Source organism: Mucilaginibacter dorajii (genome assembly GCF_024808255.1).
Lineage (GTDB): Bacteria > Bacteroidota > Bacteroidia > Sphingobacteriales > Sphingobacteriaceae > Mucilaginibacter > Mucilaginibacter dorajii.
The window spans coordinates 184,784-200,709 of sequence record NZ_JANTYS010000003.1; the positions used below are offsets into that span (position 1 = coordinate 184,784).

General features: G+C 42.6%; 12 protein-coding genes. 7 read left to right on the plus strand and 5 right to left on the minus strand.

Annotated elements, in window-relative coordinates:
- Positions 1 to 2 precede the first annotated feature (2 nt).
- On the minus strand, positions 3 to 1,076 hold the full coding sequence (locus FHS10_RS05210) for a T6SS phospholipase effector Tle1-like catalytic domain-containing protein (RefSeq protein WP_259088268.1): 1,074 nt from the start codon (positions 1,074 to 1,076) through the stop codon (positions 3 to 5).
- A 159-nt stretch (positions 1,077 to 1,235) separates the two neighbouring features.
- On the opposite strand from FHS10_RS05210, the gene FHS10_RS05215 reads away from it, so the two are divergent.
- Positions 1,236 to 1,733: a metallophosphoesterase family protein gene (locus FHS10_RS05215; RefSeq protein WP_259088269.1), complete on the plus strand. Its 498-nt coding sequence runs from the start codon at positions 1,236 to 1,238 to the stop codon at positions 1,731 to 1,733.
- Positions 1,734 to 1,784: 51 nt separating this feature from the next.
- The gene (locus FHS10_RS05220; protein ID WP_259088270.1) at positions 1,785 to 2,531 is read left to right on the plus strand and encodes an HAD-IIB family hydrolase; all 747 of its coding nucleotides are present in this window, start codon (positions 1,785 to 1,787) and stop codon (positions 2,529 to 2,531) included.
- Between the two features lie 77 nt (positions 2,532 to 2,608).
- On the opposite strand, the gene FHS10_RS05225 is transcribed toward FHS10_RS05220, so the two are convergent.
- Complete coding sequence (locus FHS10_RS05225) at positions 2,609 to 3,865, minus strand: MFS transporter (RefSeq protein WP_259088271.1); 1,257 nt, start codon at positions 3,863 to 3,865, stop codon at positions 2,609 to 2,611.
- 148 nt (positions 3,866 to 4,013) lie between these two features.
- Between FHS10_RS05225 and FHS10_RS05230 the strand changes: the two genes are divergently transcribed.
- The gene (locus FHS10_RS05230; RefSeq protein WP_259088272.1) at positions 4,014 to 4,898 is read left to right on the plus strand and encodes an oxidoreductase; all 885 of its coding nucleotides are present in this window, start codon (positions 4,014 to 4,016) and stop codon (positions 4,896 to 4,898) included.
- Positions 4,899 to 4,969: 71 nt separating this feature from the next.
- Positions 4,970 to 5,776, plus strand: a complete 807-nt coding sequence (locus FHS10_RS05235; RefSeq protein ID WP_259088273.1) for a helix-turn-helix domain-containing protein — start codon at positions 4,970 to 4,972, stop codon at positions 5,774 to 5,776.
- A 109-nt stretch (positions 5,777 to 5,885) separates the two neighbouring features.
- Here the strand turns inward: FHS10_RS05235 and FHS10_RS05240 are convergent, their stop codons facing one another.
- From FHS10_RS05240 to FHS10_RS05250, 3 genes are all read right to left on the minus strand, one after another.
- Positions 5,886 to 6,233 carry a hypothetical protein gene (locus FHS10_RS05240; RefSeq protein ID WP_259088274.1) on the minus strand — a complete coding sequence of 116 codons (348 nt, stop codon included), beginning with the start codon at positions 6,231 to 6,233 and terminating at the stop codon, positions 5,886 to 5,888.
- Positions 6,234 to 6,633: 400 nt separating this feature from the next.
- Positions 6,634 to 7,398: an SDR family NAD(P)-dependent oxidoreductase gene (locus FHS10_RS05245; RefSeq protein WP_259088275.1), complete on the minus strand. Its 765-nt coding sequence runs from the start codon at positions 7,396 to 7,398 to the stop codon at positions 6,634 to 6,636.
- A gap of 191 nt (positions 7,399 to 7,589) precedes the next feature.
- Positions 7,590 to 8,504 carry an AraC family transcriptional regulator gene (locus tag FHS10_RS05250; RefSeq protein ID WP_259088276.1) on the minus strand — a complete coding sequence of 305 codons (915 nt, stop codon included), beginning with the start codon at positions 8,502 to 8,504 and terminating at the stop codon, positions 7,590 to 7,592.
- 384 nt (positions 8,505 to 8,888) lie between these two features.
- On the opposite strand from FHS10_RS05250, the gene FHS10_RS05255 reads away from it, so the two are divergent.
- From FHS10_RS05255 to FHS10_RS05265, 3 genes are read left to right on the plus strand one after another with little or no spacing between them, the layout of a single operon-like run.
- The gene (locus tag FHS10_RS05255) at positions 8,889 to 11,138 is read left to right on the plus strand and encodes an alpha-amylase family protein (RefSeq protein WP_259088277.1); all 2,250 of its coding nucleotides are present in this window, start codon (positions 8,889 to 8,891) and stop codon (positions 11,136 to 11,138) included.
- Between the two features lie 55 nt (positions 11,139 to 11,193).
- On the plus strand, positions 11,194 to 12,537 hold the full coding sequence (locus FHS10_RS05260; protein WP_259088278.1) for a sugar porter family MFS transporter: 1,344 nt from the start codon (positions 11,194 to 11,196) through the stop codon (positions 12,535 to 12,537).
- A gap of 15 nt (positions 12,538 to 12,552) precedes the next feature.
- Positions 12,553 to 15,897 (plus strand): tetratricopeptide repeat protein, encoded by a 3,345-nt coding sequence (locus FHS10_RS05265; RefSeq protein ID WP_259088279.1) that lies wholly within the window; start codon positions 12,553 to 12,555, stop codon positions 15,895 to 15,897.
- The last annotated feature ends 29 nt before the right edge of the window (positions 15,898 to 15,926 follow it).

Here is a 15,926-nt window from a genome sequence, read left to right on the forward strand (position 1 = left end):
GCTTAGTTCAATGTATGATTTTCATTTGGTGGGAGTTGATCGATTATATGTTTTAGATTTTCTGGTCTGTATGTATCATCAGTTTCCCAGCGACTAACAGCAGTTTGATCAACTTTTTCACGATGGCTATCGTCATACCGTTTGATTACTCTTTTTGCCGGTGGCAAAAGATTAAATGGAAATACAAATGAATCGTAAATTTTTGCCCCAAAATCAGGATTAACATTCGCTGCCAAATATCCATCTTCAAAAGCCAGATCTGTATCTCTGGCTTTTTCAACCATCCAGTTAAGCGCGATATCACTTATGCCCGTTTCTGGATAACCGCCACCAACATTGGAGTGTACTCCCAAAAACCATCTTTGTTCCATTACCTGGGCAACTGGCCTATCTTTAACAAATTCACTTTCAGTCCATAAGGTTGGTTTGAAACTATATCGCTTTTCGTTTATGGCAAGGGCGTGATAGGCGTAATCTACGTAGCTGCTTAACGTGGTATCGTGAAACTTGTATTTACTTTTGTTATAAAATCTAAAAATGGTAAGCGGGATCCCCAATGAGCCTACAGTATCCCAAACTCCAATAAATTTGACGTTTGCTTCGTGGCTGTTTTTTTCCTTAAAAGCTTTTGCTTTAGGTCCGTTTGGCCGCCATTGCTCGTCATTTCTGTTTCGGTAAATATCATAAGCCTGATTGATAAGCGTAAGATCATCGCTCCTGATAATGCCACTGTTACGGATGAGGCCGGCAATACTTCGCGCTGTGTAAGCGCCTCGGCTAAAACCAAACAGGTATATCTCATCGCCAGCTACATAATTCCAAACCAGAAATTTATACGCGCTAATAATATTTTGATCTAATCCCCAGCCTGTAGCGCCATCCATTATTCGCCTGAATTTGCTGCCCGACGTACCCACTCCTTCTATATAGTATTTTATTTGCTGTGTACCCTGGGCATCAATATTACAAATGCTTTCAAAAAGTTTTTGAACGTTGGTTTTTACAACCTTCCCCTGATCTTTATCACCGGGGAAGTTCCAGGTACCGTCGCAACAAATGATTATTCTTTTATTCATAAGGTTAAGGATTAAGGTTTGTGTAAATGTATGCAAAACAATACGTTATGGTAAAATAAAATAATTGCAAAATAAGCCGGTACTCTTTTAAACTAAATAGTATAAAACTAATTTGCATGTTATCACGCTATTCTTTACTCTTGCCGTTTATCAACCATCATGACCAGGATAGGCCTCATATCTGATACCCATAGTTACCTCGACGAATCCGTTTTTAAACATTTTGAAAACTGCGACGAGATTTGGCATGCCGGTGATTTTGGTACGTTAGAGCTGGCCGATCAATTGGCAGCCTTTAAACCAACAAAAGGTGTGTATGGTAATATCGATGGAAAAGACATCCGTATCGTTTACCCCGAAAACCTACGCTTTAACTGTGAAGGGGTAGATGTACTCATGACCCACATTGGCGGTTATCCTGGCAAGTATAATCCATCTATCCGTACAGAAATGTACAGCAACCCACCAAAGCTTTTCATTTGCGGGCATTCGCACATCCTTAAGGTAATGCACGATAAAAAGATCAATTGCCTGCACCTTAACCCGGGCGCGGCGGGTAAGCAGGGCTGGCATAAAGTGCGCACACTGATGCGTTTTAATATTGATGGCAACAAGATCCAGGACCTGCAGGTGATTGAGCTGGCGGATAGGTACTAATAAGTTTATCCTCCCTAAAACCAAGCGCTTTATTATCCGTTGGATAATAACATGAAAAAACTAATTGTTTTTGACCTTGATGGCACCCTTGCCGAAAGCAAGGCCCCCATTGATAAAGAAATGGCCCAACTGTTTTCGGCTTTGTTGGATGTGGCCAAAGTGGCCATCATATCTGGTGGCGACTGGCCCCAGTTTGAAAAGCAGGTAATAGCTCATTTACCCAAGGGAACAAAACTATCCCGCTTATCCATATTACCAACCTGCGGCACAAAATTTTATAAGTATAAATCATCGGGCTGGAAAAAGATCTACTCGGAAGATTTTACAGTTGATGAAAAGAAAAAGATCATCGACTCCTTAAATCAGGCTGTTGAAAAATCCGGCTTTAAGGCCGATAAAACCTGGGGCGATCAGATAGAAGATCGCGAAAGTCAGATCACCTTTTCGGCATTGGGTCAAAAAGCTCCGCTCGAACCCAAAAAAGCCTGGGATCCCGATTTTAAAAAGAGAAAGAAGATCAAAGTTATCCTGGATAAATTGATCCCGGAGTTTGCGGTGCATTTAGGAGGTGCTACGTCGATTGATATTACCAAGCCGGGTATCGATAAAGCCTACGGTATGTATAAGCTACGTGACACGCTTAAAATAACCATTAAACAAATGCTGTTTATGGGCGATGCCCTGTTTGATGGCGGTAACGATCAGCCAGCCCGCACCACCGGTGCGGATTGTATCCAGGTACGTGATCCGCAGGAAACAAAACGGGTTATCGAGGGCGTGATAGCTTGTTTAAAGTAAAACTATAAGGTGCGGATAGCTTATCTGTTATTATAGCTATTTGGTTCGATCTAAGCGGATACGACGCGATATAAAGCCTACATTTTCTTCTCAATGTTAACGAGCGGGATAGCCAAAAAAGCGATCAATAAAAGAAACGCCGCAGTGATCATGAAAAGACCCGATCCTAATATATGGTAAAGAAAAGCGCCTGTAACCAAACCAATAATACTGGCCAGGCTGCCGGCGCTGCCTGCAAAACCTTGTATCATGCCCTGTACGTTTTCGTTGCCTGTGTTAGAAAGTAAGGCGATGAACGATGGCCACATTATACCGTTGCCAATTGCAAACAGCAGTGCGGCAAAATAAATGATCACGATATTATCGAATGTTAAAAGGACAAAGCAGCCGCACAGGATCACGCTGCCTGCAATCACCAGTGCCGCTCCCGAAATGCGTTTGGCGATATAGCCCATAACGGGGCCTTCAACCAAAACCATCATCCCGCTTAAAAACGAAAAAAAGATTCCCAACTTTAAAACACTCCAATGCATTTTACCCGCCGCGTAAACCGGGAAGCCCACATAAAAGAAGTTAAAGCCTAAAAATATCAGGAAATATAAGATCAAAAAATAAGGAACGTAAGGGAGTTTAAGCACGGCCTTTAATCCCTTAAACGTAGTTTGTTTAACAGGTGCAATGCCGGGTACCACCTCAATACTCTTCTTTTCCCGGGGCTCATGAATCCGAAAGTAAATAACCCCCAACGCGATTAATGATATGAGTGCTGTAACAATAACCGGCAGGATATTGCCTAATGCAGTGGCACCCAATAAGCCGGCCAGCAAAGGCCCCAAAATAAAACCCAGGTTTGATGCCGCGGCCATGCGACCAAAGTTTCGCTTCCGATCGTCCTTCACAGAAATATCGGCTACGTAGGCATTGGCTACAGACATATTGCCACCGGTGAGCCCATCAATAGCCCTGCCTAAAAATATCAACAGCAGCGGAATGCTGAACATAAAGTTCCCTGCAAGGTCGTTATGCAGGTTTATTTGATGATTGGGAATTATCAGCCCCAATAAAAAAATAAGCCAGGCTATAAAAGTTCCTGCTTCACTTAGCAGCAGTATTTTTTTACGCCCATACCTGTCAGACCAATTCCCCAATACTGGCGAGCCTATGAGCTGAAAGAATGAGTAGGTGGCGCTCATAAAGCCGTAAACCACCTCGTGCCCGCCTAATTTAAGTACAATAACAACCATAAAGGGAATCACCACACTAAAACCCAGTGCATCAATAAAGTTCACCATCAATATAGGGAACAGGGTAGCTTTAGAGGTGTTTGCAGGCATATTATGGTTTAACTGATTATACTACAGGTAAGTTAGCGTTTAGTTTTTTGTTTTTAATGAGCGTTTTAACAAAACGATTTGAGCTTTACAGCAAAATTGCCTGGCTGAAACCTCCCGACATTTGTATCAACAAAAAAATAAAAACGACATGACAAAAATTTGGTTTATAACAGGCAGCTCCCGCGGATTAGGGCGTAGCCTTACAGCAGCGGTACTTGCCAAAGGCGATAAAGTAGCCGCAACAGCACGCAATACAGATCAGTTACAGGATTTTGTTGATCAATACCCCAACCAGGTACTTCCAATTAAACTGGATGTAACCAAACAGGACGAGATCAATACTGCTATCGAGAATACGATACAGTATTTCGGACGTATTGATGTATTGGTTAACAATGCCGGTTTTGGCATCACGGGAGCTGCCGAAGCTTATACTGATGAACAGGTTCGCGATCAGCTGGAAACAAACCTGAACGCGCCCATTGCCATAACCCGTGCGGTGATCCCTCATATGCGCAAACAGGGCTCTGGTCATATATTGCAGATCAGTTCTATCGGTGGTCGGGTTGGCGCTGCAGGTGTCACCATTTACCAGGCAGCTAAATTTGGCTTAAGCGGTTTTAGCGAAGGTTTGGCACAGGAGCTCGATCCATTAGGTATCAAAGTAACTGTTGTTGAACCGGGAGGTTTCCGTACCGATTGGGCCGGCGATTCGATGACCTACGCCAAATCAATAGCTGGCTACGAAACTACAGTTGAAAAAAGGGCCAATTATTTTAAAAGCGGTGAGTTTAAGCCCTTGGGCGATCCTGACAAGGCTGCCAAAGTAATGATTGACATTGTTGATCATCCGCAACCACCCCTGCACCTTATATTGGGTAGTGAAGGCGTAGCTATTGTAAAAGCATCAGAAGGAGCTAAATTGGCCGAACTGGAAAAATGGACGCCAATAAGCATCTCTACCGATCATGACGAAGCTGAAAACTTTTTTGAATCGGAACAGGGCAAATCATACCTGAAACTTAAAAAGTAATAGTTGAATTAATAAGCAGCACAGACCGGTAAATTGGCCTGTGCTGTTTTAATTTATAAATTTGCCCCTGTATGCTTAAGCAAAATAAAGAACCGGTGCTACAACAAATTAATCACAACTGCTACCTAACCAGGAGCCGGGAAGGAGAGCAGTTTGTGCCCGAACATGTTTTTAGCTACCAGATCTCGGGCTCGCTTACTATTAATGATGGCAACAAAACATACCAGGTGGAGCAGGGTGAGTTTAGGCTAAGTAAGCGTAATCATCTCATTAAATTTGTAAAGCAGCCGCCACCCAATGGCGAATACAAAACTTTATCGATATATCTTGATCAGCAAACCCTGCGTGATTTCAGCCTGGAGTATGGTTATAAGGCAGAAAAACATTCCGATGAGGGTCCGTTTATCACCTTAAAGCCAAATCAGCTTTATAAAAGTTTTATGGAATCGCTGTTGCCTTACGCGCAAAGCGGGCACGGTATAAGTAATGAGTTGCAGCGGTTAAAGTTAAGAGAGGCCATACTCATTTTACTACAGGCCAATCCCGAACTGAAGGACGTACTGTTTGATTTTAGCGAACCTGGTAAAATAGACCTGGAAGGCTTTATGAACAAAAATTATCATTTTAATGTGCAGCTAAAAAGATACGCATACCTCACCGGTCGCAGTTTAGCTACGTTCAAGCGCGATTTTGAAAAAATATTTCACCTAAGTCCAAGCCGATGGTTACAGCAGCGCCGGTTGCAGGAGGCGTATTATCTCATCAAAAAAAAGGGGCAGGCTCCCTCTGATGTTTACCTCGAATTAGGCTTTGAAGACCTATCGCATTTCTCATTTGCATTCAAAAAAATGTATGGCGTTGCGCCATCAAAAATTTGATTATAAGGAATTTGCAATAGGTATTTCGTGGTTAAAATACCACGTTTCCTCAATTTGGGGTATTTTATACACAAAATATTCCCTCGTTAATCATCCTTGTTTAGCCCTGTTAAGCTACAAATGTTTTTTGCGTGTCGTTAAGAAATGAATAAGCTTCCAGCTTTTGTAAAAAAGACTGCACGTTAGCATCAATCAACTTTACCATATCAAGCGTAGCAAGGCATACCCGTAAAATATTATCCTGTATGTATACAGTATAATATGCTTTCAATTTGGTGTTATCTTTATAGCTAAATTCAACCAAACCAACCGGATTGAATCCTTCGGGATGATGAAATGTAACTATGCAGTTGTTGAAAAAATGATTTTTTGCAGCTAATTCATCAATAGCTTCATTTTTTTGGTCAGTTAGTTCAGGATCAGCTTCTGTCCTTAGCGCGTTATAAAGGATCGTCATTTAATGGGGTATTGTTAAATAAAAAAGTCAGTTATACCTGAACACAACAACAAGAATACCAATAGGTGTTCAAACGCTTATTCATTTTGTTCACTTTTAATTGGTGGAGTCGATTAGAGGGATATGGTTTAGATTGTATGCGGAATCCGTCATGAAAACGATGACGGAGTTGGTTCGACTCATTCTGATTAGCCATCTAAAATAAAAATTGTACTCCTTTTAGGAATGGTGTGTGTTTTATTGTACAATTAAGCATTTGAGGATGTAACCATTAGCGTTTGGTTGCCGTACAACAAATAGTAAAAGGTTAGTTAATTTATTGGTTTGAATTTGTTTAGAAACTCCCGGATTGCCAACCGGGAGTTTTCTATTTTATGTCGATTACGAAATCTTGTCTCTATTAAAGGTTCATACCACCTGATACCTCAATGCGTTGCGCGTTGATCCAGCGGGCATCTTCGGTACATAAAAAAGCTACTACGCCACCAATATCATCGGGTAGGCCTACGCGACCCAAAGCGGTAACGCCCGCAATGTATTTATTAACCTGTTCATTATCGCGTACCATGCCGCCGCCAAAATCTGTTTCAATAGCACCGGGAGCCACCACGTTAACTGCAATACCGCGTTTGCCCAATTCGGCGGCCATATAACGGCTAAGGGTTTCTATGCCGCCCTTCATTGATGCATAAGCCGCATACCCCGGTGAACTGAACCTTGCCAAACCACTTGATAAATTAATAATGCGGCCACCATCGTTAATTAACGACAATGCTTTCTGGGTTAAAAAAAATACACCCTTAAAGTGGATATTAAACAGCATGTCAAAATCTTCCTCTTTAGTATCTGCAAATGAAGCGTGAACGCCAACACCCGCGTTATTGATCAGGAAATCGAAGTTTTCTGCATTGAAGGTATTTTTCAATACTGCTTTTAAATTTTCAAAAAATTGATCGAAAGTTTTAACCTCGCCGGTATTCAGTTGCAGGGCAGCGGCTTTAACACCTGTCTTTTCAATTTCGGTTACTACGGCCTCAGCCTCATCCTGTTTGCTGTTATAGGTAAGCACTACGTTGATGCCTTTTTGGGCCAGGCTTAACGCCATGTTTTTACCCAATCCGCGACTGCCGCCGGTTACAAGAGCTATTTTATTTGTTGGTTCCATTTTCTGTTTTAATTTATAAAACAAAGGTAACGTGGTTATGTCCCGTACTGTTTGCAAGCATCAATCCAATGTTTGCAAAAATCAATCCTGAGGTAAAAGGCGAAAGGTTTTGAGAGATGGCGTTGAAGAAAGCAGATAGGGGTAGCGAAACATATTCAACCTAATCAACTCAATCTAACTTAATCAACCACTCACCTCTGATTAACTTCCTTCAACTTTTTCCTGTACTCATTTGGTGAGCTGCCCATAAGTTTGGTGAACATTCTTGAAAAGTAGTATTGATCTTCGATGCCGAGGTTCAGTGCGATGCTTTTGATAGACATGGTGGTGAACGAAATGTATTGACAGGCCTTTTGAACCTTGAGCTGGTTAAAATATTCGATGGGGGAGTAACCCGTTTTTGCCCTAAAAATAGCCGAATAGTGGGAGGTAGATAGTTTGGCGAAGCTACTGAGGTCATCAAGCCTTATCATGGTGGTGATATTGTCCTGCATGTATTTGATCGTTTTTTCAACAATATCATTGTCGGCAGGCTGGTCGTCAACATGGTTAAACTTGTCCTCGTAAATCAGTGACGATAAAAAATGTGAAAATATCATGTTTACATATCGTAGGGCATCACTGCTGTAGCCTTTTTCGAGGTTAAAGCAGATGTCTTCAAATAGCTTAATCCTGTCTTCATTAAATGAAAGATATGGCTTGTAATTTTCAGAGTTCTTCAATATCAGCTCAAGAATAAACGGCGCTATTTCGCCTTTAAAGTGAATCCAGTATATCGTCCATGGTTTGTCCATATTGGCCGCGTACTTATGCGGCGTATTAGCGGGGATTGCTATAAATTGTGACGGTGATACTTCTACTTTTTTTTTGTTGATCTCCAGCCAGCCGTAACCTTCTGTACAATAAATAATGATATGCTGGTTAATGCCATTTGGCCGCTCGGCATAGTGGTGTTTGGCTTTAGGGTAGTATCCAATATCGGTAATGTAAATCTGTTTGGTAACCAGGTCTTTACTTAAAAAATTGGTAATGATTTTTTTGGGCAAAACAATAAGTTTTTGCCCCTCGAAACCATCTCTGCGCCTTAAAATTGTGCTTTTAGCCATTTTTTATTAAGAAAGTGATTGTAAATAACCGGCAGAAGCAATTGGAAAACCTCTGTAATACAAACATTCATAAAAAAACTCAAAATAGCATTATCCATCTTAAAATAAGTTTTATTATTGGTCCATAACATAGTCCATCATTTCCGTAACATTACCTATTTTTTAATCTCATTTAATCCATGAGATTTACATCGTAACCAATTAGCGATATCATCAATATCAAAAGCTTCGTGAAAATACCCTATTAAGTAGTTAGCAGGGGTAAGCTTGCAACAAGTTGACCAATTAGCTGTGAAAGCAAGGAGTAAGGGCAATGGATGTGTACAGTAGATGGACTTTTATATTGAACTATCGCGATATTTTAAAAAAGTATAATTACACTAAATGCAGCATTTTTACGCACCATTTAACAGGTTTAAATTAAATAGCACAAAGCTATTAGGCTTTGCTATTATGTTCATTTTTTTGAGTGATCTGTCAAAAGCGCAGGAAGTTCAAAAAAAGGCTGATAGCTACATTTTTAGCAATACACAGGTTAAGATCACTGTTGACGGTCGCAGCGGCCTGGTAAGCTACGTTTTTGCCGATGGCACCCATATAGATAATACGGTGGCCTATGTTAAAGATATAAAAGCCGGCCGTTTTACCAGTGCCGATTTTACAACCCATACCATCAGCAGCGAAACCACACACGATAAAATTGGTAAGGGCACAGTATTGCTTGTTAAGCATAGCGATAATCAGCATAAAATAACGTTGATTCAGCGCCTTACTTTATATCAGGATCATCCTTATGTGCTTGTCGGCGTATCGGCCATGGCGACAGATAAGCCGATAGAAACCAGGGATATTAGTCCGTTGGCGGTATTGCCGCAATATAAGGGGCAGCTTTCTATCCCTGGCGCCGAACCCCGGATATTGGATGTGCCATTTGATAACGACGATTGGACACCAATCCTGGAAAGAAGCTGGCCCAAAGCAAATACGCCCGCTATAAAGGGCATTAGCTACGAGTTTATGGCAGTTTACGACCAATTGAAAAACTCCGGGTTAGTCATCGGTAGTGTGAACCACGACTTTTGGAAAACAGGACTTTCCTATCAGGCGGGTAGCAAGCAAGGTGTTGTTGATTCGCTGAATGTTTTTGGGGGAGCGGCTACACCAGACAATTCCGCCTTAAAATCGGCCTATGGCGGATTGGATGGCACGCATGATCATGTAGAACATGGTACTATGTTGGGCAAAACAGTTAACTCTGCCGATGTATATTTATGTGCATCTGATGATCTGCACGAGGCCTTTAAAGATTATGGCAGGGTAAACTCGACCATCAACGGTAAACAAACCTGGGAAGGCCACGCTCCTGTTTATTGGAATAGTTTTGGGGTTGAGGGTGTATTGGGCTACGAAAAAGTGATGATGCCGCCCGCGGTTAGCCAGATCTCGGATTTTGTTCACTCCATGCAAAACTTTAGCGCTTACTCCAAACCTGTGCTTAGTATCGATTCATACGATCAGGGCATCTACTCCACAGAAGTTTTAAAAACTATAGGTGAGTACGGCGCAAAAAACGGTCAGCAAATGGGCTTTTATTTTATCCCTTTTGCCATGTGGAGCTGGAAAGACGATATCAAGGGACATAAAGTACAGGGATCCGATTATTTACTACAGGATGTTTTGCTGCACGATAAAGCCGGCAACCCCATTATGTATAAAGATGGCCAATGGGGTGCATACGCTATGGACCCAACCCATCCGGCCATTCGCCTATACATTATTCAGCAGTTAAAAAAGGCCAAAGCTATTAATGCTAAGTTTTTAAAGATCGATTTTTTAACTGCCGGTGCCCTGGAGAGCACAAGTAGATACGATGCTAAAACACGCACCGGGATGCAGGCCTACAATTATGGCATGAAAACGTTGCGGTTTTTGGTCGATTCCATTATGGGGAAAGAGATATTTATTACCCAGGCTATTTCGCCGTTGTTCCCGCATCAGTATGCGCATACCCGTTTCGTATCTACCGATGTTTACTCGCATTTGCGCGATGATCAAAAAGGTTTCCCGGGATGGGGCAGTACAGAGTCGTCGTTGGCTACCGGCTCGCATATGAACTGGGTGCAGGGCACTTTGTTCCCTTATACTAATCTTGATGTTAGCATCATGAAAAATTTTCAGCGTAACCCCGACCTCAACGAACAGGAAATTAAGATAAGGCTGTATGCCATGATGGTGATGGGCAGCATTTTGGGCGATGGATCTGATTACCGTAACCCAATTGCCGCCATGCGTGCCCAGGAGTTTCTGGATAATAAAAATATAGCCGCTTTCTTTAGCGACCCCAAGGCTTTTATCCCCCTAAAAACAGCCGATGGCGAAACTTACGATCAGCAACTATCATTTTACTTGCCCGGTGATACTACCATGCTGGCGCTGTTCAATTTCGACCTGAAAAATGATTTTAAGCAAGGATTCAGCAGGCAAACCTTACACCTTGACGCACACAAAAAATATGAGTTTCATGATTTTATGACAGATGCTCTGTTAGGAGAGTTAAAAGCTGATGCACAGAACTTTAGTATGATAGCTAACCCAGGAGACGTGGTATTGGTAAAATTGGTGCCGGTAAATTAATCACGCAAATAAATAGTAATATTATGCCACCAGTTAAATATATACAACCTAAAAAATGAGTAGTTCAAAAAGCTTTAACAGCAGTTACATTATTGGCATTTCTTTTATTTCGGCCCTGGGGGGGTATCTTTTTGGGTTCGATTTTGCAGTGATCTCTGGCGCACTCCCCTTTTTGCGTACCCAGTTTGCACTCACTCCCGTATGGGAAGGTTTTTTAACCGGCTCTTTAGCTTTGGGTTGTATTGTTGGTTGCCTGTTTGCGGGTAATATTGCCGATAAATACGGCCGTAAACCAGGATTGATCATCGCTGCTCTCATCTTCGCGGTATCATCTATCGGTATCGCCTTTTCTACATCGTTAACTTACTTTTTGATCCTGCGTTTTGCAGCCGGCATTGGGGTAGGCATGGCATCTATGCTTTGCCCTATGTACATAGCCGAAGTATCGCCTGCCGAAGTACGTGGCCGCAATGTGGCTATCAACCAGCTTACCGTAGTTATCGGCATATTGATCACCAATTTGGTCAATTACTTTTTGGCCGATCATGGTGCCGATTCATGGAGATGGATGTTTGGCCTTGGTGCTGTTCCATCCGCGGTATTTTTAATTGGCGTAACCTGGCTGCCCGAAAGCCCAAGGTGGCTCATGAAATCGGGCCAAACCGATAAAGCGCTGACCATCCTTAATAAAATAGGCTCGCCCGATTTTGCCGAATCTACCTTTAAGGCCGTAAAAAAATCGTTGGCGGGCTCAACCAAACAATCATATGCCATGGTGTTTGAAAAAGCCGTTCGCCCTGCAGTGGTGGTGGGTATTACGTTGGCCGTATTCCAACAGTTTTGCGGTAGTAATATACTTTTCAATTATGCCTCAACCATTTTCCAGGCCGCGGGTTCAAGCGTAAATCATCAATTACTCGAAACAGTTTTTATAGGCCTTGTAAATTTAGTATTTACCATTTTGGCCATGTTTATGGTTGATAAGCTGGGCCGGCGGCCGTTAATGCTCATTGGTTCGATAGGTTTATCTGTTTCCTTTATTGTGCTGGCCTTTTTGCTTCAAAATCATGCATCGGTAATACTGCTATCTACATTTGTGTTGTTGGCTATCAGTGTATACTCGTTCACATTGGCCCCGGTAACCTGGGTGCTTATTTCCGAGATTTTCCCCAATAAAATCCGGGGGGTAGCATCATCAGTAGCCATTGTATCCCTGTGGTTAGCCTATTTTATATTGGTTTTTACCTTTCCGATACTGGCCGAAAAGTTAGGTACTTATGGCCCTTTTTATATGTACGCGGGTATTTGCTTTGCAGGTTTCCTGTTTGTAAAAGCCAAAGTGAAAGAAACCAAGGGGCAAACTTTGGAAGAGTTAGAAGACAATTTAATAAGACATTAATAACACCCAATATTTATGCAAAATTCAACTGTTTCCGTTTGGGAAGAGCAAGTAATTATCCCCACTTACAGCGTTGGCAAGCCCGATAAAAATCCCATGTTTTTCGAAAAACGGGTGTACCAGGGCAGCAGTGGTGTGGTTTATCCAAACCCGGTGATTGAAAAAATTGCCGATGAAAAAGAAGACAAAACATACACAGGCCTATTCCTTGAAAATAAATATTTGAAGGTGATGATCCTGCCGCAACTGGGTGGCCGTATCCAAACCGCGTTTGATAAGATTAAGCAGCGCCATTTTATATATCATAACCAGGTAATTAAGCCGGCGCTGGTAGGCTTAACCGGTCCCTGGATTTCGGGGGGGATTGAATTTAACTGGCCGCAGCACCACCGCCCAAGCACATTTGATCCGGTTGATTATAAACTGGAAGAGCATGCCGATGGCAGCAAAACCGTTTGGGTGAACGAAGTGGAACGCATGTTTCATACCAAGGGTATGGCGGGCTTTACGCTGCGCCCGGATACAGCTTACATCGAAATAAAAGCTAAACTGTTTAACCGTTCGGCCCTGCCGCAAACTTTTTTATGGTGGGCAAACCCGGCCGTAAAGGTGAATGATTATTACCAGTCGGTATTTCCGCCTGATGTAAACGCAGTATTTGACCATGGCAAGCGCGATGTGTCTGATTTTCCGATAGCTACGGGTACTTATTATAAAGTGGATTATTCGCCCGGTACCGATATCTCGATGTACAAAAACATCCCGGTACCAACATCGTATATGGCTATCAACTCCGATTATGATTTTGTGGGCGGCTATGAGCACGATAGTGAGGCAGGTTTGCTGCATGTGGCTAATCACCATGTATCGCCCGGCAAAAAACAGTGGACCTGGGGCCATAGCGATTTCGGCCAGGCCTGGGACAGGAACCTTACTGATGAAGACGGCCCATACATTGAGCTGATGACCGGTGTATTTACCGATAATCAGCCCGATTTTAGCTGGCTGATGCCTTACGAAGAAAAAACATTTACCCAATACTTTTTGCCTTACCGCGAATTGGGCATGGTAAAAAATGCATCCAAAGATATTTTATTAGCCCTGAGTAAAGCAGGGGATAAGGTGACGCTGAAAGTTCAGGTAACATCAGCACAAGCAAATCTTACCCTTAGTTTAGCTTATCATGGCACACAGTTGTTTAGCGAAACTTTAACCATTACTCCCGAGCAGGTTTTTGTTAAGGAATTAGTTGTCGAGGCCGGTTTAAATGAGAACGAGCTGTTGCTTGTTATCACCAATAACAGCAACCAGGAAGTATTACGTTACGAGCCTGCCAAAAATAAAAAGAACGAAATGCCAAGCGCCGCGAAACCGGCATTGGCACCGGCGGATGTAGAAAGCGTAGAACAGTTGTTTTTGACCGCGCAGCACCTGGAGCAATACCGCCATGCAACGTATAGTCCGGTGCCTTATTATGAAGAGGCCTTACGTCGCGAACCTACAGATCTGCGAAGCAACAATGCCCTGGGCAAGTGGTATATCCGTAAAGGGCAGTTTGCCAGGGCCGAGCCGTGTTTAAGAACAGCGGTAGAAACCAGCATTGGGCGTAACCCTAACCCTTATGATAGTGAGCCGTATTACAACCTGGGTTTGTGCTTAAAATATCTTGATAAGGCCGATGAAGCTTATACCGTATTTTACAAATCAACCTGGAGTAATGCCTGGAAAGATACCGGCTTTTTCGCGGTGGCGCAGATAGATGCTGCCCGTGGCCATTTTGCTTTGGCGTTGGAGCATATCAATCAATCTTTGGATAGGAACGCAAACAACAGCAAATCATATGTGATAAAAATGGCTGCCTTGCGTAAGTTAAATCAGCTTGATAAAGCCTTAAAAGTTGCCGATGAGGCTTTGGAGCGCGACGGCTTTAACCTGGGTGTTATTTTTGAAAAAATCCAGGTATATAAAGCAACAGGTGATGCTTTGCAGGTAGTTAAATGCATCGACGAATTGGTTACGCTGTCAAGAAACGACGATCAGAACTTTTTAGAATACGCCCTTGATTATGCTAACGCGGGCTTATATGCCGAAGCAGATCAGCTGCTGCAGCTGGCTTTAAAAGATGCGGGTAACAACCCAATGGTTTATTATACCCTTGGTTACATAGCCTATAAAGCTGGTTTGAAAGAGGAAGCCTTGCAATGGTTTAAAAGGGCAGCAACTGCTAATCCGTACCTGTGTTTCCCTAATCGCCTGGATGAGGTGAAAATATTGCAGCTGGCCATCGCGGTTAATCCTGCCGATGCCAAAGCGCCTTACTATTTAGGTAATTTGTTTTATGACAAGCGCCAGTATGAAGTAGCAGTAGGTTATTGGGAGCAATCGGTAAAACTGGATGAAACATTTCCAACCGTATACCGGAACCTGGCCATTGCTTATTTTAACAAACAAAACGATCAGGACAAAGCCTTAGGCTATTTTGAAAAAGCTTTTGCTTTGGATAATGCCGATGCCCGCGTGCTGATGGAGCTTGATCAGCTTTATAAAAGACTGAATTATCCGGCTGTAGATCGCCTTAAATTTATTGAAGATAACCTGGAGGTTGCCCTGCAGCGCGATGATGTTTACCTGGAAAGGGTAGCGCTATACAACATGCTTGGCGACTATGATAAGGCACTTGGCTTGCTCATGAACCGCCAGTTTCACCCTTGGGAAGGCGGAGAAGGTAAGGCCTCTGGTCAGTATGTGTTTAGTTTGGTGCAATTGGCAAAAAAATACCTGGACGAGGGCGATAACGACAAAGCTATTGCCAACCTTACCATGGCTAAAAGTTACCCGCACAATTTAGGCGAAGGTAAATTATATGGTACGCAGGAAAACGATATAGATTATTGGCTGGGCCGTGCTTATGAAGGTTTAAACCAACAGGAAGCCGCAAATCAATATTATACACAGGCTACTATTGGTTTGGATGAACCTTCGGCAGCGGTTTTTTATAACGATCAGCAGCCGGATAAGATCTTTTACCAGGGCCTGGGCTGGAAAAAGCTGGGAAACCAGGAAAAGGCCGCGCAGATCTTTAATAAATTGGTAGCCTATGGCAAAGCCCATGAAAACGACGAGGTGAAGATTGATTACTTTGCGGTATCATTACCCAATCTGCTGATTTTTGATGATGATCTTAACCTGCGTAACCGTATTCACACTTACTTTTTACAGGGACTTGGCTTATTAGGTTTACATGAATTTGATGCCGCGCGGGTTATGTTAGGTAATGTATTGGAGTTTGATGCCACACATGCCGGTGCCAAGGCTCATTTAGAAATGACCAAACAGCAACTTAATGTAAGCAATTATTAAAGGTTTCTGCATAAATCAGGATGGATACC